This is a genomic window from Caulobacter sp. Root1472 (assembly GCF_001426985.1).
In the GTDB taxonomy this organism is placed as follows: domain Bacteria; phylum Pseudomonadota; class Alphaproteobacteria; order Caulobacterales; family Caulobacteraceae; genus Caulobacter; species Caulobacter rhizosphaerae.
Genome location: NZ_LMFX01000004.1, coordinates 55373 through 75997, shown reverse-complemented (window position 1 = coordinate 75997; position 20625 = coordinate 55373). Strand labels below are relative to the sequence as shown.

Here is a 20625-nt window from a genome sequence, read left to right as displayed (position 1 = left end):
GTCAGGGTTTGAAGTCGGGCGCGGGAACGCAGGCGACGGGAATGCCGCCGCGTACGGTGCGCAGGGTGACGAGCTTGACGGTCTCCAGGGCGTCGCCGGGCGCGCCGTCGCTGGTCACCGCCAGGGCGAGGGTGTTTTTGCCATGCAGGTCGACGATTCCAGTCGGCAGGACGAAGGTCCGCTGCGGGCCGACATGGGCGATGAACTGGCCCATGTTCCAGCCATTGACGAAGATCAGCACCCGGTAGCGGCCCGGCGAGCGCGGCGTGTTCGGATCGCCGATGGTCAGGCCCAGGGTGGTGTCCTGGTCCTTGGGCAGGTCCAGGTCGAAGCTGGTGCGGTACCAGGTCGTGCCGGCGGTGGACTTGGTCGCGGCCATGTCGGCCTTGGCCCATTCCGCGTCGGGGAAACCGGGCAGGTGCCAGCCCATCCGTTCGCCGTACTGGCCGCCGTTGTTGGCGTTGCCGCGCACCGGGTCCTGGATGTCCTCGCCGCCAAGGTTGCCCTGGATCTTCCAGGCGATCGGCACGGCGAAACTGTAGCTGCTCGGACCCGACAGCGAGGCCGAGACCAGGCCCCGGGCCTCCTTGTGGAAATCGTCGGCGTCCAGGTCCCAGTTGTGACCGTTGTTGCGGACCATCACCGAGATCACGTGCTCGCCGGTCCCGCGCAGATCTTCCGGCAGCTTGAAGGTGGCAACCCCGGTGGTGATCGGGCGGGGCAGGGCGCCGTCCAGCTCGTGCTGGCCCAGGAACCGGCCGTCCAGCCAGACCTGCAGCATGCCCGCCCCGCCGCCGCCGTAGTGCAGGGTCAGGGTGTCGATGTCGGGCTTGCCCTGGTAGCGGCCGCGATACCAGACGTCGCCCTGGTGGAAGCCGTAGGCGCTCATGTCCAGGACCGGTTGGCCCGTAGGACCGCGCACGGTCGAGCCGCTACGGCGGCCCTCGGTCTTCAGCCAGGCGGCGTCGTCGAATTTCGGATCGGCTTCCGGCGAGCCCGGGGCGGTCTTCCAGTCCAGCCTGGCCAGGTCGGGCACGGTGATCGCCGCCGGACCGGCCAGCGGCTTGTCGGCCAGCAGGCTGCCCGACGCGGTGGCCTTGACCGCGACCTTGGCGCCGTTCCAGCGAAGGGCGGTCACGGCCTTGGGCGCGAAGACCTCCAGCGGGCTGGCGGTCTCGGTGTCGCCGGTCAGGCTGAGCACGCCGCCCTTGACGGCGTCGCTCCGCACTAGGCCCGGGCCGCGCACCAGCAGGGCGTCGCGGCGCCAGAAGGTCTGGCCGGTCTCGGCGTCGGCCAGCAGCAGGGTCAGCGGCGGACGCCCGCCGCCGGTGATCCGCACGCGGGCCAGGCCCCCTTGGACGCCCCCGTGGGCGTAGGTCAGCTTCAGGTCGCCCTTGGCGGCGTCGAAGCTGGAGGCGACCTCGCCCTCCAGGACCTCGACCTTCGGCGCCGAGGCGTAGCGCAGCACCGTCTCGCCCGCCTCGCCGGCCCGGCCGTACAACAGGGCCAGGTCGCCGTCGTTCCACTTCAGGTGCGTCTGGATCTCGGACGTCGAATAGACCAGCCGCTGGCCGCCCAAGTCGTAGCTGGCCATCAGCATCTTGCTGTCCTGGCCCTTGATCCGCGAGGCCACCTCGTACTCGCCGTCGCGGGTCTTGACCTGGAAGGTGAAGGCCTCGTCGCTCACGCCGCTGCTGGGGTTGTGGACCACCACATAGAGGTGGCTGCCCGTCTCGGCGTTGACGTTGTGATAGACGCGGACCTTGTCATTGGCTGGCTTGACGGCCTCGCCCTTGTCCATGCGGCGCAGGTCGGGCACGGCGGCGATGAACTCGCCCATCTGCTTCATCACCCGCGCCTTGTCGCGCAGGCCGCGGGCCTCGTCGATCGCCGAGCCGTAGTCGTAGGACGTGAACACCACCGGGCCCGGCAGCCAGCCCCAGCTGGTCCCGCCATAGGTCATGTAGAAGCTCTGGATCGTCAGGCCGTTGGCGATGTTCGTGCCGTAGAACACCCGCTGGTAGCCGACGCCGCGATGCTGGGCGGTGCAGTCGTAGTCGCCGTTGCTGCCCCAGTAGTCGAACCAGCCGCCGCCGAACTCCGCCGCGAAGCCGGGGGTGTTGGGGCTGGCCGAGGCGCCGCCCTTGGCCCCGCCGGGACCGTACAGCCCCCAGTCCGGCGCGACGCCGGGGCTGGACGGGGTGGAGTCGACCTTGCAGCTGCCGCCGGGATAGCCGTCGAAGGCATAGAGGTCGTTGGGCCCTTCGACCGTGCCGGGGACCTTGGAGTCCTTGGGGACCCAGTAGCCGTTGCGGCCCTTGTCGTTGTGGAAGATCGGGACGGTGATCCCGTCGGCCTTGGCCTTGTCGTCCAGCCACCGCATGTAGCGCTGCTGCGGGGCGCCGACCACGTCCAGCTCGTTCTCGATCTGGTGGGCGATCACCGTGCCCTGGCCGGTGGTCAGCTGGTGGCGGGCGATCACGGCGTTGATCCGGGTCAGCCACTCGTCGGCGGCGGCGACGTATTCCGGCGCGTCGGTGCGGGCCCGGGCCTGCTGGTTGACCATCCAGCCGGGGAAGCCGCCCCGGGTCAGCTCGGCGTTCACATAGGGCCCAGCGCGGGTGATGACGTAGAGGCCTTCCTCCTTGGCCATGGTCAGCACGCGGTCCATGTCGCGCACGCCGTTGAAGTCGTAGACCCCCTGTTTGGGCGAGTGGTAGCCCCAGTCGAAATAGATGGCGACGGTGTTGTAGCCGCTGGCCTTCATCTTCTGGAGGATGTCGCGCCACAGGTCCGGGCTGGGCACGCGGAACGGGTGGAACTCGCCGCCCCACGAGAAGACCCGCTCGCCGTCGACCTTCAGCGAGTACTTGTCCCAGGTGATCTGGTGAGCTGGCGCCGGCTTGGCCGCGACCGCCTGGTCGCCGCCTTCCTTCAGCACCGTGAAGTGGCGCACTGTGCCCGACAGCTCCGGCAGCTCGGTCTTGGGCGTCCAACTCCGAAATCCATCGTGGCTGTCGCTGTACCAGTAGCGCTTGGCCGAATATTCGTCGAAATAGATCCGCCAGCCGCCGTCGGGAGTCCGGACCATGGCGGGGCCTTCGACGCCCTTGCCCCAGCCGGCCCAGTCGCCGGTTCCCTTGGCCTGCCAGGGACCGTCCAGCGAAGGGGCGGTCCACAGCTCGATGAACTTGCTGGTCTCGTTCTTGGCGAAGGCGTTGTAGAGCCCGCCCTCGCGCACCACGAAGGTGTCGATGAAGTTGGGACCCAGGCCGCTTAGCGGCTTGGGCGCGGACCAGGTCGCCAGCGAGGCGTCGGTGGCGGTGATCCGGTAGGGCTGGAACTGGCCGGCGATGCTGGTGGTCGAGACCGACAGGATCAGGCTGATCGCGCCATCCTGCTCGACGAACCATTCCGGCGCCCAGCTGTTGGTCGCCCCGGGCACGTCGATCGTCACGTCGCGCAAGAAGGTCCAGTCGGTCAGGTTCTGGCTGCGGGCCAGGCCGATGGTGTTCCCGGTCCAGCCGGTGGTGTAGGCGACATAGTACCAGCCGTCGGTGTGCTTCATCACGCTGGGATCGCGGATCAGGCCCTTGGGCGGGGTGTAGGCCAGTGGCTTCTTCAAGGTGAAGCGCGTGCCGTCGGCCGAGTCGTAGACGCTCATGTTCGATTGGCTGGCGTTGGTGAACGCCGTCATCGTGTAGCGCGCGGGCTCGGCCCGGACGGGTTCTACAAAGGCGGTGGTGGCCAGCAGGGCGAGCGAAAGGCCCAAGGCGCATCGACCGACGAGCGCCCCGCGTGGCCCTCGTCCTTCGACAAGCTCAGGATGAGGTCCATTCACAGGCCTCGCAGTCGAAAACCTCATCCTGAGCTTGTCGAAGGACGAGGTTTTCGCGACGGCGTGAAGGGGCGGGCGGATCATCTTCAGCCCTCGAAATAGAAGACGGGCTTCAGCGGCCATTCGACGGGCTTGTTGTCCGGATGGACCTCCATCAGGTCGGCCATGTAGTCCCACCAGCGCTTCATCACCGGCTCCAGCGGCAGGGCGTCCTTGGTGTTGTCGGGGCGCAGGCGCAGCACCGCGAACAGGCTCATCGTCTGCTCGTCCAGGAAGATCGAATAGTCGTGGATCCCGGCCTTGCGCAGCGCCTCGGCGAGGTCGGGCCACAGGTCGTCGTGGCGGCGCTCGTATTCAGCGGCGACGCCGGGCTTGAGCTGCATGCGGAAGGCGAGGGGCCGGTCCTGGTGGTTGCTCATCGTGTCCTCCCGTTTCTTGCTTTTGTCGTTGGTCAGGTCGTCGGCGGCAGGCGGTAGATCCGACTGGCCGTTCCGGCGAACATCTGGTCGCGCTCGGCCTGGCCGAAATCGGCGGTGATCGCGTCATAGGCGGCGTAGAAGTCGCCGAACGAGCCGTGCACCTTCTCGACCGGGAAGTTGCTGGCGAACATGCAGCGGGCGGGGCCGAAGGTCTCGATGACCTGCAGCACGAACGGCCGCAGGCTGTCGACGGTCCAGGCGCGGTCGATCATCGCCAGGCCGGAGATCTTGCAAGCGACGTTGGGCAGCTGCGCCAAAAGCGCCAGGCCCTCGCGCCAGGCGGCCAGGCCGGCCTCGTCGCGGTCGGTGGGCATGCCGGCGTGATTGACGATCGCCGGGATGTCCGGATGGGCGGCGGCCAGGGCGGCGGCGGTCGCCATCTGCGACGGATAGAGCTGCAGGTCGAACGACAGGCCGTACCTGGCCAGCAGGGCGTAGCCGGCCCGCCAGGCGTCGCTCAGCAGCAGGTCGGTCGGGCCGTAGGTCTTGGCCGGGTCCTTGTGCCAGTTGACGATCTGGCGCACCCCGCGAACATTGGCCCGCGCCGCCTGGGCCTCGAGCAGGGGCTCGACGCGCGGATCGTCCAGGTTGGCGCCGGCCACGATGCCGCCGATCACCCCGCGGGTGTCGGCCAGGCCCTGCAGCCAGTCCGTCTCCGACAGCTGGTCCTTGGGCGGCAGGCCGCACTCGACGTGGACGGTCTGGACGAGGTTCCACCCGGCCGTGTCGGCCAGGTAGTCGTCCAGCCCATAGGACTTGTAGGCGATCGGCGACATGTCGCCGGCCGGGTTGTTCGGCAGCGGCCTGTCCTGGAGCCAGCTGTAATAGTGCCGGTCCAGGTCCCACAGGTGCATGTGCGGGTCGATGATCGGGCCGAGATAGGTCATCGCTCCCGTTTCTCCCAAAGGTTTGGCCCTAGAACGTGGTGCGGCCGCCGGAGGTGTCGAAGGTGGCGCCGGTGGTGAAGCTGCATTCCTCGGACGCCATGAAGCAGACCATGGCGGCGCTTTCGTGCACCTCGCCCAGGCGGCCCATGGGGATCTTGCCCTTCATGTACTCGACCTGGCTGGGGGGCAGCTGCTCCAGGATCGGGCTTTCGAAGGTGGCCGGGGTCAGGCTGTTGGCGATCACGCCCTGGGTGGCCAGTTCCTTGGCCNCGACCTGGCTGGGGGGCAGCTGCTCCAGGATCGGGCTTTCGAAGGTGGCCGGGGTCAGGCTGTTGGCGATCACGCCCTGGGTGGCCAGTTCCTTGGCCAGGGACTTGGTCAGGCCGATCACCGCSGCYTTCGAGGCCGAATAGGCGCCGGCGTTGGGATTGCCTTCCTTGCCGGCCACCGAGGCGACGTTGACGATGCGGCCATAGCCGTTGGCCAGCATGAACGGGGCCACGGCCTTGCAGCAGTAGAAGACGCCGTTGACGTTGATGTCGAAGACCCGCTTCCAGCTGTCGGTGGGATAGTCGTGGACCGGAGCSGTSGCGCCGGTGATGCCGGCCGAGGCGACCAGCACGTCGATGCGGCCCAGGGCCTGGTGGGCGGCCTGGCCSGCGGCCAGGACSGCGGCCTCRTCGGAGACGTCCAGGGCCACGGTGTGGGCCGCCCCSACCTCGGCGGCGGCGGCCTTCAGGCCCTCGGCGTCCAGGTCCCAGAGCGAGACCTGGCCGCCCTCGGCGACGATCCGCGCGGCCACGGCCTTGCCCAGGCCCGAGGCNACCTCGGCGGCGGCGGCCTTCAGGCCCTCGGCGTCCAGGTCCCAGAGCGAGACCTGGCCGCCCTCGGCGACGATCCGCGCGGCCACGGCCTTGCCCAGGCCCGAGGCYCCGCCGGTGACCACCGCCGTGCGGCCGGAGAAGCGGCCAAGATAGGGATTGGCGTAGGCGCTCACGCGACGCTCGATCCGGCCATGACGATGATCCCCCGACGCTGAACGCCCGTCCAGGCACAAGAAAGCTTGCGATGGACTTTCACAATATGAGAAACATTCCTACAGAATGGAACCATGAGCGTCAATCGAGCGCGCGAACCGAACCGTCCGGCCGACGCGCTGAGGCGGCGTTCGGGTCGGCGCCGATGGTCTCCGCTTTCAGTTTGGGAGAGAAACGATGCGACGCGCACTACTGGCCGGCCTGGCGGCCATCGCCCTGGGCGGCCCGGGGCTGGCCCAGCCGATCGACCGCCACGCCCTGGTCAGCCGTCACGACATCCGGCTGACCAGGGTCGATCCCTCCGCACCGCTGATGGTCGGCAACGGCCAGATCGGCTTCACGGCCGACATCACAGGCCTGCAGACCTTTCCGGAGGCCTATTCCAAGATCGCGCCGCTGCTGACCGAGGCCCAGTGGGCTTGGCACAGCTTCCCCAATCCCAACGGCTATACCTATGCCGACGGGACCACGCCGATCGACGTGCGCGGGACCCAGCAGCCCTACGCCTACATGAAGGACTGGAACGAGGCCGCGACCCGGCCGGCCCTGGCCTGGCTGCGCGAGAATCCGCACCGCTTCTCGCTGGGCCGGGTGGCGCTGGACCTGCGCGCCAAGGACGGCCAGCCCGCCAAGTTCGCGGACATCACCCAGACCGACCAGACCTTGGACCTATGGACCGGCGTCCTGACCAGCAGGTTCGTCTATGACGGCGAGGCGGTGATGGTGCGCACCCGCGTGCACCCGACGCTGGACATGATCGTAGTCGACGTCGATTCAGCCCTGGTGGCGCAGGGCCGTCTGGGCCTGTCGGTGAAGTTCCCGGGCGTGTCGAAGGCGCTCAATCCTGATCCGTCCGACTGGTCCAACCCGGGCGGCCACCTGACGAAGGTGACCGGCGAGGGCGCCAAGACGCTGAGCCTGGCCCGCCAGATCGACCAGACCCGCTATTTCGCGGCGCTGCGGGCCGATGAGGCCGTCAGCTTCACGCCGGACGGGCCGCACGGCTTCAAGGTGGCGCCCAGGGCCAAGGGGCGGACGCTGGGGCTGGAGGTCGCCTTCTCCCGCGCCGCCCTGCCGGCCTTGCCGGCGCAGGCTATCGCCGACCAGGCCGTGCGCGACCACTGGAAGACCTATTGGACGCAGGGCGCGGCGGTCGATTTCAGCGGCAGCACCGATCCCCGCGCCGCCGAACTGGAGCGCCGGGTGGTGCTGTCCCAGTACCTGATGGCCCTGAACGCCGCCGGCGAGGTCCCGCCGCAGGAGGAGGGGCTGTTCTCCAACAGCTGGAACGGCAAGTTCCATCTCGAGATGCACCCCTGGCACGCGGCGCATTTCGCGCTGTGGAGCCGGCCTGAATATCTGGAGCGCAGCCTGCCCTGGTACCTGGGCCACCTGAAGGACGCCCAGGCTCGGGCGGCCAGCCACGGCCTGAAAGGCGCCTGGTGGCCCAAGATGGTCGGGCCCGACGGGGTGGACAGTCCCAGCAAGGTCTCGCCGTTCATCATGTGGCAGCAGCCGCATCCGATCTGGATGTCCGAGCTGGTCTGGCGCGACAAGCCGACCAAGGCCACCCTGGCCCGGTACGGCGAACTGGTCGAACAGACCGCCGACCTGCTGGCCAGCTTCCCGCACCGCGACGACAAGGGCCGCTTCGTGCTGGGCCCGCCGATCATTCCGGTGCAGGAGAACTACGACCCCCTGACCACCTTCAACCCCGCCTTCGAGCTGGAATACTACCGCTGGGGGCTGGAGACGGCTCAACAGTGGCGGCTCCGCCGGGGTCTGGCGCGCAAGCCCGAATGGGACGTGGTGATCAAGGGCCTGGCCCCCTTGGCCACCAAGGACGGCCTCTACCTGCCGACCGAGTCCACCCCCGACTTCTGGGACGTGGCCAAAAGCGCCGAATGCTCGCGCCACGCGGTCGAGGAAAAGTGCCTGAACCGCGATCACCCCTCGTTCCTGATGGCCTACGGCCTGCTGCCGGGGAAGGGCGTCGACCGGGAGACCATGCGGCGGACCCTGCGGGCCGTCGAGCGCGACTGGGACCTGCGCCAGACCTGGGGCTGGGACTATCCGATGGTCGCCATGACCGCCGCCCGCCTGGGCGAGCCGGACAAGGCGGTGGACTGGCTGTTCTTCGACGCCAAGAACAACAAGTTCGGCCTCAGCGGCATGACCCCGCGCGTGCACCTGGACGCCCACGCCCAGGCCTTCGTGCCGACCTCGGCGGGAGCCGGCGCGCCGGCGGGGGCGCCGGTCGGGCAGGACGGACCGGGCTATTCGCGGGCGGCCGAGACCTATTTCCCGTCCAACGGCTCGTTGCTGGCGGCCGTGGCGATGATGGCCGGCGGCTGGGACGGTTCGACCGGACCGGCCCCGGGCTTTCCCAAGGACGGCAAGTGGCGCGTGCGGGCCGAGGGCTTCAAGCGGCTGCCCTGAGCGGGGGCGGGGACTCCGGAGCGGCTGCCCCGCTCCGGAGCGCCGGGGTCTATTTCACCAGGCCGTTCACATACTCCTCGATGTTGGTGTAGCCGTCGCCGTCGCGGTCCTTGGCGGCGTCGGACGGATCCCTGGGGTTCAGCTTGCGGGCCTTCTCCCAGGCGTCGGGCATGCCGTCGCCGTCGCCGTCCTTGGGCGCGGCGGTCGAGGACGCGGTGAACCAGCCGCCGACCTCCTTCTGGCTGTTGATGATCCTGCCCGTGCGGTCGCGGACGCTCTTGACCACCCGGGCGTCGATCGGGTCGCGGGCCTTGGAGGCGCCGGCCTTGTCCAGCACCAGGCGATAGGCCACGTCGGCGGGCTGGGTCGCGACCGGACCGAACGGGAAGGGCTGGTCGACGACGTGCTCGCCTGGCGCCGCGGTCGAGGCCAGGACCAGGCTCTTCTGGTCGGCCACCGGCTTGCCGTCCATCCAGTTGCCCGAGAAGTAGGTCCTGCCGCTCTTGTTGCGGATGTAGAGGGCCAAGGGGCCGCCGGTGTTGGCGCCCTGGAGGTAGTAGTTGCTGACGAAGTTGGAGCGGGTGTTGGCGTTGGTGTTGAGGTCTTCGCCGGCCGCGAACCGCGAGGCGTTGTCGGGGCGGCCGTAGAACGGGTCCATGGCGTAGCCGCGGCTGACGCCGGGCTCCCAGTTGTAGAAGTCCGTCGTGGCCCCCTGGCCCCAGTTGTAGAAGACGTTGTCGCGGAAATCGAGGACGATGCCCTCGGCGTCGTCCTTGGCCCCGGCGTAGTTGCCGATGCGCGGCATGCGGGCCTCGTGGTGGGCCCACAGATTGTGGTGGAAGCTGTACTTGGCCCCGTAGGAGCCCTGGATAAGGCTGCCATAGCCGTGCTCGCCCTTCTCGTGGATCGAGTGGTTCAGGCTTTCGGCGATCAGCGACCACTGCACGGTGACATTGGTCAGGCGCTTGACCTCGGGGGTGACCTTCTGGGTCACCGACAGGCTCTCGTCGATCGACCAGCCCGACGAGATGTGGTCGAGGATGATGTCCGAGCCGCCGCCGATCGAGATCGAATCATATTCCTTGCCGGCCTCGTCGCCGACCCGCGAGCGCAGGTAGCGAACGATCACATGGTTGGCGTGGATCAGGAACTGGCCATCGCGCAGGGTGATCCCATAGCCCGGAGCGGTCTGGCCGGCGATGGTGATGAAGTCGTTGGCGATCTTCAGGTCGCTCTTCAGGCGGATCACGCCGCCCACGTCGAACACCACGATCCGCGGCCCGTCCGCCTCGACGGCCGCCCGCAGCGAGCCCGGTCCGGCGTCGTTCAGATTGGTAACCTTGATTACCTTGCCGCCGCGTCCGCCCTTTGAAAATTGGCCAAAGCCTTCCGCGCCCGGAAAAGCGGTCAAGTCGGATGCGGTGTCCGCAAGGGCCGTCGAGGCCATGAGGCTGAGAAGAAGCCCAGAAAATACAACGGCTTTCATTTGTCGCATGATTGCAGCCTTGCTCTTACTTAGTTGTCCGGACGCCACAACCTGCGTCGAATTGGTAATACCAGAGTTGCAGACTTTCGCCGGATGTTGCAAGGTATGGAAAGTGGTTCCACATTTTGAGACTCGTGGTTCCAGTCAAGACACCGGTGTCAAGCCGGTTTGTACGGGGAGAAACCGCATGATCTCGACCACCCTGAAAACGCGTCTGCTGGCCTCCGGCGCCTCCGCCTTGGCCCTGGCCATGACCCTGGCCGGCGCCGCCGTCGCCCAGACGTCGTCGACGACCGCCGCCCCGGGCGCGCCGGCCGCCGACGAAGCGTCCCAGGTCGAGGAACTGGTGGTGACCGGCTTCCGCAGCAGCCTCAGCAAGGCGCTGGACGTCAAGCGCGACAGCATCGGCGCGGTCGACGCCATCCTGGCCGAGGACATCGCGGCCTTCCCGGACCAGAACCTGGCCGAGGCCATCCAGCGCCTGCCGGGCGTCACCATCGACCGGGTCGGCGGCGAGGGCCACCAGATCACCGTGCGCGGCCTGAACGCCGACTTCACCCGCGTGCGCATCAACGGCGTCGACGCCATCGCCACGGGCGGCGGCAACCGCAGCCGCGGCTTCGACTTCAACGTCTTCGCCTCGGAGCTGTTCAACAGCATCACCGTGCGCAAGACCCAGTCGGCCGACACGCCGGAAGGCTCGCTGGGCGCCACGGTCGACCTGCAGACGGGCCGTCCGTTCGACTACAAGGGCTTCAAGGCGGCCGGCTCGGCCGAGGGCAGCCTCAACAGCATCACCGACCGCATCCTGCCGCGCGTGGCGGGCCTGGTCAGCTGGGCCAACGAGGACCAGACCTTCGGCGTGCTGGCCTCGGTGGCCTATTCCAAGCGCCAGCCGGTGGCCGAAGGCTTCAACACCACCCGCTGGCAGGGCCGCGACGCCACCGACAACTTCGCCGGCTGCACGATCTGCACCAGCCCGGCCGAGCTGGCCAAGGTGCAGAACGCCTTCTATCCGCGCATCCCGCGCTACACCGCCTCGAAGATCGACTCCGAGCGCCTGGGCCTGACCTTCTCGACCCAGTGGCAGCCGTCGGACAAGACCCGGTTCGACCTGGACGTCCTGTATTCGGACCTCGACCAGTTCACCGAGAGCCCCAACCTGGAGGCCATCTCGTTCAGCCGCTCCAACGCCGCCGGCGTGGGCAGCACGATCGTCCGCGACTATGCGATCAACGACCGCAACACCTTCACCTACGGCGTGTTCGACAAGGTGGACGTTCGTTCGGAGAACGGCATCCAGCGCGACCACACCAAGTTCACCCAGGTGAGCCTGGCCGGAAAGCACGACTTCAGCGACCGTCTGCGGGTCAAGGGCCGGATCGGCGTGGCCAACTCGGCCTATTCGATGCCCGAGCAGATCTCGTTCCAGCTCGATCGCAACGACGTCAACGGCTACACCTACGACGCCCGCGCCAACGACCGCACGCCGATCATCAACTACGGCTTCGACGTCGCCAATCCGGCGCTGTTCACCCTGACCGAGATGCGCTCGCGCGAGAGCACGGCGCTGAACATCGTGCGCACCGCGACCGGCGAGGTGGAGTATGACGTCGACGAGTATCTGACCCTGCGCGGCGGCGTCAACGCCCAGCAGTACGTGGTCAAGTATCGCGACAAGAGCCGCAACCAGACCCTGACCGGCGCCAACCAGGTGGTCGGGGTCGGCGCCTTCGCCAAGGTCGTCCGCTTCGGCCGTGACTTCCCGTTCCCGGGCGGCGACCGCTCCTACGTGGTGGCCGACATCGACAAGGCCCTGGCCTACACCAAGCTGCTCAGCTACCCGCTGATCGTCCAGTCGGGCGACACCCGCGACGTGGCCGAGGACGACCTCAGCGGCTTCGGCCAGGCGATCGTCAACGCCACCGTGCTGGGCGGCATGCCGCTCAAGGCCGACTTCGGCGCCCGGGTGGCCCGGACCAAGCTGGTGTCGAAGGGCTTCGTCAACACCACCTACATCACCGCCAAGAACGACTATACCGACGTGCTGCCGTCGATGAACCTGTCGCTGGAGCCGACCGACGGCGTGATGCTGCGCCTGGGCGTCGCCAAGGTCATGGCCCGTCCCACCCTGGGCAGCCTGACGCCGGGCGGCTCGGTCAGCGCCACCACCCGCACGGTCAACTTCGGCAATCCCGACCTGGAGCCGTTCCGAGCCACCAACTACGACCTGGCGGCCGAATGGTACTTCGCGCCGGAGTCCCTGATCTCGGTGGCGGTGTTCTACAAGAAGATCGACAGCTTCATCGCCAGCAAGACCACCCAGGCCGTCTACAGCTCGCTGAACCTGCCCACCAGCCTGATCACCAGCGCCGGCGCCGCGCCCAGCGACATCTTCGACGTCACCACCCCCTACAACGGCACGGGCGGCACCCTGAAGGGCGTCGAGCTGCAGTATCAGCAGCCCTTCACCTTCCTGCCCGAGGCCCTGAAGGGCTTCGGCTTCATCGGCAACTTCACCTATGTCGACTCGAGCGTGAACTACGGCACCGAGGCCGCGCCGAACTACAACAAGCTGACCGGCCAGTCGAAGACCACGGCCAACGCCACCCTCTACTTCGAGCGCGACAAGCTCAGCGCCCGCGTCTCGGCCGCCAAGCGCTCGGGCTTCCTGACCGGCTATCCGGGCTCGAACGGCAACAGCGAGGGCGGCACCCACGGCAGCACCTATTACGACTTCTCGACCAGCTACAAGGTCCGCGACAACCTCACGGTCACGCTGGAGGGCATCAACCTGTCGGACGAGTACACCGACGCCTATGTCGACGTGGCCGACCGCGTGAACGACTACCGCCACACCGGCCGCGAGATCATTCTCGGCGTCCGCTGGACCTACTGAGGAAGTCTTCCCCCCCACTTCCTCGTTTTGGCCTGGAGCGGATTGTCCTCCGCTCCAGGTCCTTTTCTTTCGGCCCAGTTTCTCGGGAGCAGCTTCATGTCGAACGCGACCATCTCGGCCCATCGCCGCCAGTTCCTGGGCGGGGGCGTCCTGGCCCTGGCGACCGCCATGGCCGCGCCGGGCCAGGCGCTGAGCCAGGCGGCGCCGGCGCCCGCCGCGCTTTCCGCCGAACCCCCGCGCGACTGGATCGACCCGAAGACCGGCCACCGCATCGTGCGGCTGTCCAACGAACCGGGCACGCAGAACCTCTATTTCCACCAGAACGGCTACACGCCGCAGGGCGACAAGCTGGTCCTGAAGAGCGCCGGCGGCATCTGGCTGTGCGACCTGAAGACCTTCAAGCTGACCCTGCTGGTCAAGGGTCCCGACGCCGACCTGCTGTTCACCACCCGCCACGCGCGCGACGTGCTCTATTCGATCACCGCGCCCAAGATGGCCGACGGGAGCGAGGGCCTGGCGACCGACCGGCCCAAGACCATCTACGCCATCGACGTCGATACGAAGAAGACCCGCAAGATCGCCCAGATCCCGGCCGGGGCGATCAACTCGATCAACGCCGACGGGACCCTGCTGCTGGGCTCGGTGGCCTATGGCGCCAAGCCGCTGCAGCCCAGGACCGAGGACGACCGCAAACGCTTCGGCCAGGCCGAGTACGCGGCCCTGGGCCCGGACGGCAAGCCGCTGTCCTTCGCCAAGGCCAAGGGCGTGCGGATGACCGAGCGCTTCGAGACCGACGTGCCGGCCGAGATCTTCACCATCGACCTGAAGACCGGCGCGCGCACGGTGATCCACAAGTCCGTCCGCTGGCTGGGCCACGCCCAGTTCTCGCCGACCGACCCCACCCTGGTGATGTTCTGCCACGAGGGGCCCTGGCACCGGGTCGACCGCATCTGGACGATCCGCACCGACGGCACGGGCCTGACCAAGATCCACACCCGGACCATGAACTTCGAGATCGCCGGCCACGAGTTCTTCTCGGCCGACGGCCAATGGATCTGGTACGACCTGCAGACCCCGCGCGGCCAGGTGTTCTGGATCGCCGGGCACGAGATCGCCACCGGCAGGAAGCTCTATCGCCGGGTCGAGCAGAACGAGTGGTCCGTGCACTACAACGTCGCCAAGGACGGCCAGCTGTTCGCCGGCGACGGCGGCGACGAGGACATGGTCGCCCACGCCAAGGACGGCAAATGGATCTACGCGTTCCGGCCCGAGACCATCCGCGACGCGGCGACCCAGTACTACACGCAGGACCTGATCACGGTGGAGAAGATGGCCAGCGAGAAGCTGGTCGACATGTCGGCCCACGACTATCGCCTCGAGCCGAACCTGACCTTCACGCCCGACCAGAAGTGGATCGTGTTCACCTCCAACATGCACGGCGCCAACCACGTCTATGCGGTGGAAGTCGCCAAGGCCTGACTCCGTCCAGCGTCACCGTTCCCGCCACAAGGACCGGTGTCACCCGAGACCGACAATGGCTCGCGGCGGCGAACTGAAGGCCAGCTTGTCGGCGGGACGATGATGGAGAATTTCGACCCGTTGCTGACTTCTCAAACGCCTTGCGTCCTTCGAGGCGCGCTCAGGAGCGCGCACCTCAGGATGAGGAATTCAGCACAACGCTCCTCATCCTGAGGCGCCCGCGCAGCGGGCCTCGAAGGACGCACGACCTGTCTGAAATCGCGCCTGGAGCGCCGTCGCCAAGGTCAACTTTCTGGTAGCGCCCCCAGAGGCGCTTTCCACCCGTTGCGGACGTTGATCTCAAGGAGCCTTTCGGTGGAATTTGGGCCTCAAAATCGAATGAACAAATAAGAAATCGGCATTGACGGGAAGGGGCGTCTCTATCCGTTCTGCGACCAAGTGTTCTAAATATGGGTCCGCGATACAAATAAAACTCGCGACTGAAGGAAGGGTGAGGGCCGCTAGCCAATATTCTTCTTCCATCCAAGACACGCCAGGCTCTTGCGGCATTGCCTCCGAAAGATCGCCCAAAAGGACCTCTTCGAGGGAGAACGCCCGAAACCTCGTAGACCTCGAATCGCCAACGCTCATGAACCGGTAGAAGGAGCCGTCGGCAGCTCCAGCAATTCCCTCTTCCACGCCGTCGTAAAATCCCCAAACCCACCGGCGAGGGAGTGTCGATGGGCTCAGAGAGGCTTCACGAGCAGAGAGTTGAGCGTGCGCCTGTAAGGCGGTGCTCGGTGCGCTTGGGGGTGAGCCAATGGTGAAAGCCATGCGGCAAACTATGCTAGAAGAGGGTCCGGCATCCACCCCTTGCAGACCATCGGCAGGTCCGCTGCCTGCACCGGCGACTGGGTTTGCCGGCAAGGGTGCATCCCCGGGGTTTCCGGGCGGGAATGACGACGGCCATGGGGATAGACGCCGTTCCATCCCCGTCGTCGGCGCAAAGAACATCAACGATCTCAAGGCCCTGAAAAATAGTCAGCGTGTCTCCATCGCGGGGAGGGCTCTTGGTACCGGCCCAAGCAGGCGATGGGGGTGGAACCGAGCGGGGCCGCCTGGGCCTGGCGATCGGATCGCGGCGGGCGGCGGGGCTCAGAAGGCTCCAAGGCTTGTCGGGGGCGATGGCGGGACAGGCGGGTCGACGGGGCTGGGAGTTCAAACCGGCCTGTTCGAGGATCAGTCGGAGTCGCCGACGGCCCCTTCCGGGCGACTTTGATCCTGCCCGCCCGAGGGGGAACGCCGACCGGGATGAAACAGGCCCTCAGTCGTCGTCCCTTGAGAAGAACGGTTTCGCGGAGCGGACTGGTCTAGCCGAAACGCACACTCAATACCCACGGTCATCCGGGCCAGGCCCGGACCGCTCCGCGCCTCCCCACCCACTCGCCCGCGAAGGGCCGAGGTCGAAGAACCGTGTCCGCCAAGAGCGGTCTCAGGCCGCCGGACGAGGCTCCAGCTCGACCACGCCGGACGAGTCCGCCACCTCCGGCGCCTTGCCGTCCAGGGTGTCGACCAGGGTGCGCCTGAACGTCCAGTCCTTGGCGTTGGCGATTTTGCCGCCGGCCTGGGCGTCGAGGTGCAGGTTGTCGAACGCGAACCGCTCCAACGGCGCCTCGGGGAAGGCGGCGACCTCGAAGGCGGTCTTGGCGCCGATCGCCTTGATGTCGCTGACCCGCACGTCGCTGAGATGGGCGCGGCCGCGCTCGGGCGGCACGGGCTGGGTCATCACCCGCCAGTAGTCCGGCACGTTCGTCATGCCCTCGGGGATGGTCGCGTAGCTGTAGCTGGGGTTCCAGTTCAGGTTCACCCGGAACACCGTGAACACGTCCTGCAGGTGCAGGTCGCGGATATCGATGTCGCGGATCACCCCGCCGCGGGTATGGGCCGACTTGAACAGGATGCCGACCGGGGTGGGATGCAGCACGGTCAGGCCCGAGACCTTGATGTCGTGGAAACCGCCCGAGGTCTCGCTGCCGAAGGTGATCCCGGCCGAGGCGTCGCGGATCACGCAGTCGCGGATCGTGACATTGTAGGTCGGCCGCGCCACCCGCAGGCCGTCGGCGTCGCGGCCGGCCTTGAGGCACAGGGCGTCGTCGTTGCAGGCCACGTCGATCCGCTCGACCAGCACGTCGTGCGAGGAGTCGATGTCGACGCCGTCGGTCGAGGGGCCGCGCCCACCCTCGTTGTTGCGGATGTTCAGGTCGGCGACGTGGATGTCGTGCGAGTAGCAGACATGCACGGTCCAGAAGCCGGCGCGGCGCAGGCGCGGCCCGGCCAGCTCGACCGCTTCGGAGTCGAAGATCTGGATCAGGCGCGGCCGCTTGCAGTCATAGTCGGCGGCCCAGCGCAGGCCCTTGGGATCGTACCGGCGGCGCAGGGCCCAGTAGCTGTCCCAGAACACCTTGCCGTCGCCGTCGATGGTCCCGTCGCCGACGATGCGGACGTTCTTCTGCTTGTAGACATTGATCAGGGCCGCCGGCCAGGTCAGCTCGATCCCCGCCACGCGGGTCGGCAGCTCGGGATAGTCGGCCAGGTCCTGCGAGCCAAGGATCGTCACACCCTTGTCCAGCCGCAGGGTGACGCCGGACTTCAGGAACAGCGATCCGGTCCGATAGACGCCGGGTTTGAAGGCGACGGTTCCGCCCGTCTTGGCCGCCGCGTCGATGGCCGCCTGGATGGCCCGGGTGTTCAGCGTCCTGCCGTCGCCGACCGCCCCGTGGGCGTTGGCCTCGACGGCGCGCGAGGCGGCCAAGGCCAGGGTCGGGGCGGCGGTGGAGACCAGGCCAAGCTGGAGGAGGGCGCGTCGGTGCATCTTTGGAACTCCGCGAACTAGGCGGTGACGGTGAAGGCGTAGGAGCCGGAGCCGACCTGGACGATCGCTTCGGTTTCCGTGCGCTGGAGCGAGGTGATCGCGCGCCGGCCCTCGCGAACGGTCGCGCCGGGCAGGGCCGGCAGGTGGACCCGAGCCGTGGCGTTGGCGGGCACGGTGACGTCGACGGCCAGGCCGTCGCCGGTGCGGCGCCAGGCGCAGGCGATCCGACCCATCGCTGACTCGTAAGTCCCCGCCGCGCCCGGCAGGCGCGGATCGACCAGCGGCCGGAAGGCGATGGTCTTGAAGCCGGGCTCCAGGGCGTCGATGCCGATCACCCGTCGCCAGAGGAAGCCGCACACCGCCCCGAACGCATAGTGGTTCAGCGAGCCCGTGACGACGCCGTCCTTGATCCCGTCCCAGCGCTCGAACACCGTCGTCGCCCCCTGGCGGACCTGGTAGCCCCAGGATGGCAGGTCGGTCTGCAGCAGCAGGCCGTAGGCGAGGTCGGCGTGGCCGTGGTCGGCCAGGGCGTCGAGGATGTAGGGCGTGCCGATGAAGCCGGTCGACAGCTTGGTCCCACGCCGCCGGATGTCGGCCGCCAGCCGGCCAGCCGAGGCGGCGCGAAGGGCGGGTGGGACCAGGCCGAAGCGCAGGGCCAGGATGTGACTGGTCTGGCTGTCATTGCCCACGCCGCCGTCGGGCCGCACGAATTCGCGGACGAAGGCCTCTTTGATAGCCGCGTGGAGGGCTTCCAGCCTTGCGGCGTCGGCGGTCCGTCCGCTGGCCTGGGCCATCTGGGCCAGCAGGTCGGTGGACCAGGCCCAGTAGGCGGTCGAGACCAGGGTCTTGGGCGTGGTGACGTCCGCGCGGCTCCTGGCGTCCACCGACAGCCAGTCGCCGTAGTCCATGCCCCGGCCGTTGCGCCAGACGTGGTCGGGATTGGTCTCCAGCAGCCGACGGCTCCAGCGGTCCATGGCCGCCCAGTTCTCGTCGATCACGGCGGTGTCGCCGTACCGCCGCCAGACCGTCCAGGGTAGGATGACGGCCGCGTCGGCCCAGCCGGGGGTGTTCTGGCCCAGGGCCCAGAACGGCGCGGTGTCGGGCATCTCGCCGGTCGCCGACTGGCCGGCGCGGATGTCGCCCATGAACCGCCGGGTGAAGGCGTCGACGTCCATGTTGAAGGCCGCCGCGTCCCAGAAGATCTGGGCGTCGCCGGTCCAGCCCATGCGCTCGTCGCGCTGCGGGCAGTCGGTGGGCACGCCCAGAAAGTTGCCGCGCTGGCTCCACAGCGTGTTGCGCCAGATCGCCTGGATCAGCGGATGGTCGATCCGCGCCGCGCCGGAGAGGGCCGCATCGCTGTGCAGCACCACGCCCTCGACGGCTTCGGCCGAGAACGCGCCGGGCCAGCCGGTGACCTCCACATAGCGGAAGCCGTGGAAGGTGAAGCGCGGCTCGAAGGTCTCGCCGGCCGGATCGCCGCGCAGGATGTAGGTGTCGGTCTGCAGCGCTCGACGGTTCGAGGTGGTGTTCAGCGTCCCGTCCGGCCGTAGGGCCTCGGCGAAGCGCAGCGTGACGGCGGTTCCGGCCGGCCCCTTGACCTTGATCCGGCACCAGCCGGCGACGTTCTGGCCGAAGTCGAGGATGCGCACGCCGGGCGCGGGCTCGCTGACCTTGCGGATCTTGACGGTCTGGATCGGCCGGATCGGCGGGGCGACGTGGGCGGCCAGGCGGCATGGCGGCGTCTCGCCCAACCGCGCGGCGGACCAACCTTCGTCGTCGAAACCGGGTGCGTCCCAGCCGGCCTGTTCGAGGCGCGCGTCATAGGTCTCGCCGTCATAGATCTCGGACAGCACGACCGGCGAGGCCGCCAGCCGCCAGCCCTGGCCGTCGGTCTCGATCCGCGTGCGCGTCCCGTCCTTGTGCTCGACGTCGAGCAGGGCCGAGAACCGGCGCGGCGGCGGGCCGAAGGCGTAGCGCATGTCCAGGAAGCCGAACGGGCTGGCGAACCAGCCGTCGCCGACGATCGCGCCAAGCACGTTGTCGCCCGTCCGCAGCAGGCCGGTGACCTCATAGGTCCGGTAGAGCGCACGGGTGCGGAAGTCGGTGGATTCCGGCGCCAGCACGCCGTCGCCGACCTTGCGACCGTTCAGCCGCGCCTCGTAGCCGCCCAGGGCCGTGGCGTAGAGCCGGGCCCGGGCCACGGGCTTGTCCAGCCGGAAGGCGCGCCGCAACTGCACCGCCGGTCCGGTGACCCAAGGATGGCAGGGCGGGACGATCCGCGCCGGCCTGGCCTTGGACCAGGCGGAGTCGTCATGGGCCCTTGCCTGCCAGGCCTCGGGCGCATCGAGCGTCGTGCGCCAGCCGTCCTTGGCGTGGACGCGGACCTCGCGGCCGTCGGCCAGGGTCAGGCGCAGCATGGCCGCCAGGGCGCCGCCGATCACCGGGCGTGGCTCGTCAAGACGCAGCCCGACCTCGACAGCCAGGACGTGCGCGCCCGGCGAAAGGTCGGGCAGGGCGAAGCTGGGGCCCTGGCCCCAGGCGGTGCGGTCGCCCGGCCTGATCAGCGACACGCCGTCCAGCCACAGGCCCGCCAGGCTGTCCTTAGCCGAGACCGTGACCCGCGCGGCCTTGACCCCTTCGGGCAGCTCGAAACGCCAGCGGAACCGGCGCGGGCCGGCGTCATCGGTCTCGCCCCAGACCCAGTGGACGCCCTCCAACCGCTCCTGGCGCATGGCCTCGGGTTCGGCCTCCAGCCAGCCGGCGGTCCAGTCGTCGGGGTCCAGCAGGGCCATCTCCCACCAGGCCGGAGCGCTGGGCCGCGCGGGCCGATCGTCCTGGACCCAGGCCTCGACCCGCCACCAGCAGCGCTGGCCGGACGCCAGGGGCGGACCTTCATAGGCGATGTCGAGCGAGCGATCCGAAGCGATCTTGCCGCTGTCCCACAGCAACGGACCGCCGGCGCGCAACGCCTCGGGGTTGCTGGCCACGGTCACACGATAGACGGTCTGCTTGACGTCGCGCGCCGCGCCGGCCTCGAGGGTCCAGGAGAACCGCGGCCTTCGATTGTCCAGGCCCAGCGGGTTTTCCAGGGAATCGACCCGCGGCGCCGCAACCCGGACCTGCGGCGTCGCGGCCTGGGCCGCGGTCGCCGACACGCCTGCGCCCAGGCCGGCGGCCGTCAGCACCTGACGGCGGTCCAGGCCAGACCGGGAGCGAGCGGCGGCCATCGG

Annotated in this window: 10 protein-coding genes and 2 pseudogenes; 3 read left to right on the top strand and 9 right to left on the bottom strand. The window is 68.4% G+C overall.

Annotation, left to right across the window (positions count from 1 at the left end; genetic code table 11):
* Position 1 precedes the first annotated feature (1 nt).
* From ASD47_RS04685 to ASD47_RS28100, 6 genes and pseudogenes are all read right to left on the bottom strand, one after another.
* A complete protein-coding gene (locus tag ASD47_RS04685; protein WP_056752355.1) occupies positions 2-3772 on the bottom strand; it encodes a beta-galactosidase in 3771 nt (1256 codons plus the stop codon).
* A 152-nt stretch (positions 3773-3924) separates the two neighbouring features.
* Positions 3925-4257, bottom strand: a complete 333-nt coding sequence (gene rhaM, locus ASD47_RS04680) for an L-rhamnose mutarotase (RefSeq protein ID WP_028041357.1) — start codon at positions 4255-4257, stop codon at positions 3925-3927.
* A gap of 32 nt (positions 4258-4289) precedes the next feature.
* Positions 4290-5204, bottom strand: coding sequence for an amidohydrolase (locus tag ASD47_RS04675; protein ID WP_056752352.1), 915 nt, complete (start codon positions 5202-5204; stop codon positions 4290-4292).
* 28 nt (positions 5205-5232) lie between these two features.
* Positions 5233-5473 (bottom strand): annotated as a pseudogene (locus tag ASD47_RS27220) (SDR family oxidoreductase); the annotation flags it as partial.
* Position 5474: 1 nt separating this feature from the next.
* Positions 5475-6027, bottom strand: a pseudogene (locus ASD47_RS04670) (SDR family NAD(P)-dependent oxidoreductase); the annotation flags it as partial.
* Position 6028: 1 nt separating this feature from the next.
* Positions 6029-6150, bottom strand: a 122-nt coding sequence (locus ASD47_RS28100) for an SDR family NAD(P)-dependent oxidoreductase (protein ID WP_369800254.1), incomplete at its 3' end; no start/stop codon positions are given.
* Positions 6151-6418: 268 nt separating this feature from the next.
* On the opposite strand from ASD47_RS28100, the gene ASD47_RS04665 reads away from it, so the two are divergent.
* Positions 6419-8680, top strand: coding sequence for a hypothetical protein (locus ASD47_RS04665; protein ID WP_056752347.1), 2262 nt, complete (start codon positions 6419-6421; stop codon positions 8678-8680).
* A gap of 49 nt (positions 8681-8729) precedes the next feature.
* Here the strand turns inward: ASD47_RS04665 and ASD47_RS04660 are convergent, their stop codons facing one another.
* Positions 8730-10091, bottom strand: a complete 1362-nt coding sequence (locus ASD47_RS04660) for a polysaccharide lyase family 1 protein (RefSeq protein ID WP_235525763.1) — start codon at positions 10089-10091, stop codon at positions 8730-8732.
* A gap of 262 nt (positions 10092-10353) precedes the next feature.
* On the opposite strand from ASD47_RS04660, the gene ASD47_RS04655 reads away from it, so the two are divergent.
* Both ASD47_RS04655 and ASD47_RS04650 read left to right on the top strand, forming a co-directional pair.
* Positions 10354-13065 carry a TonB-dependent receptor gene (locus ASD47_RS04655; RefSeq protein WP_056752342.1) on the top strand — a complete coding sequence of 904 codons (2712 nt, stop codon included), beginning with the start codon at positions 10354-10356 and terminating at the stop codon, positions 13063-13065.
* A 96-nt stretch (positions 13066-13161) separates the two neighbouring features.
* On the top strand, positions 13162-14544 hold the full coding sequence (locus ASD47_RS04650) for an oligogalacturonate lyase family protein (protein ID WP_082564457.1): 1383 nt from the start codon (positions 13162-13164) through the stop codon (positions 14542-14544).
* A 1471-nt stretch (positions 14545-16015) separates the two neighbouring features.
* Here the strand turns inward: ASD47_RS04650 and ASD47_RS04645 are convergent.
* Both ASD47_RS04645 and ASD47_RS04640 read right to left on the bottom strand, forming a co-directional pair.
* A complete protein-coding gene (locus ASD47_RS04645; protein ID WP_056752340.1) occupies positions 16016-17395 on the bottom strand; it encodes a glycoside hydrolase family 28 protein in 1380 nt (459 codons plus the stop codon).
* Positions 17396-17412: 17 nt separating this feature from the next.
* The gene (locus ASD47_RS04640; RefSeq protein ID WP_056752337.1) at positions 17413-20622 is read right to left on the bottom strand and encodes an alpha-L-rhamnosidase; all 3210 of its coding nucleotides are present in this window, start codon (positions 20620-20622) and stop codon (positions 17413-17415) included.
* Positions 20623-20625 lie beyond the last annotated feature (3 nt).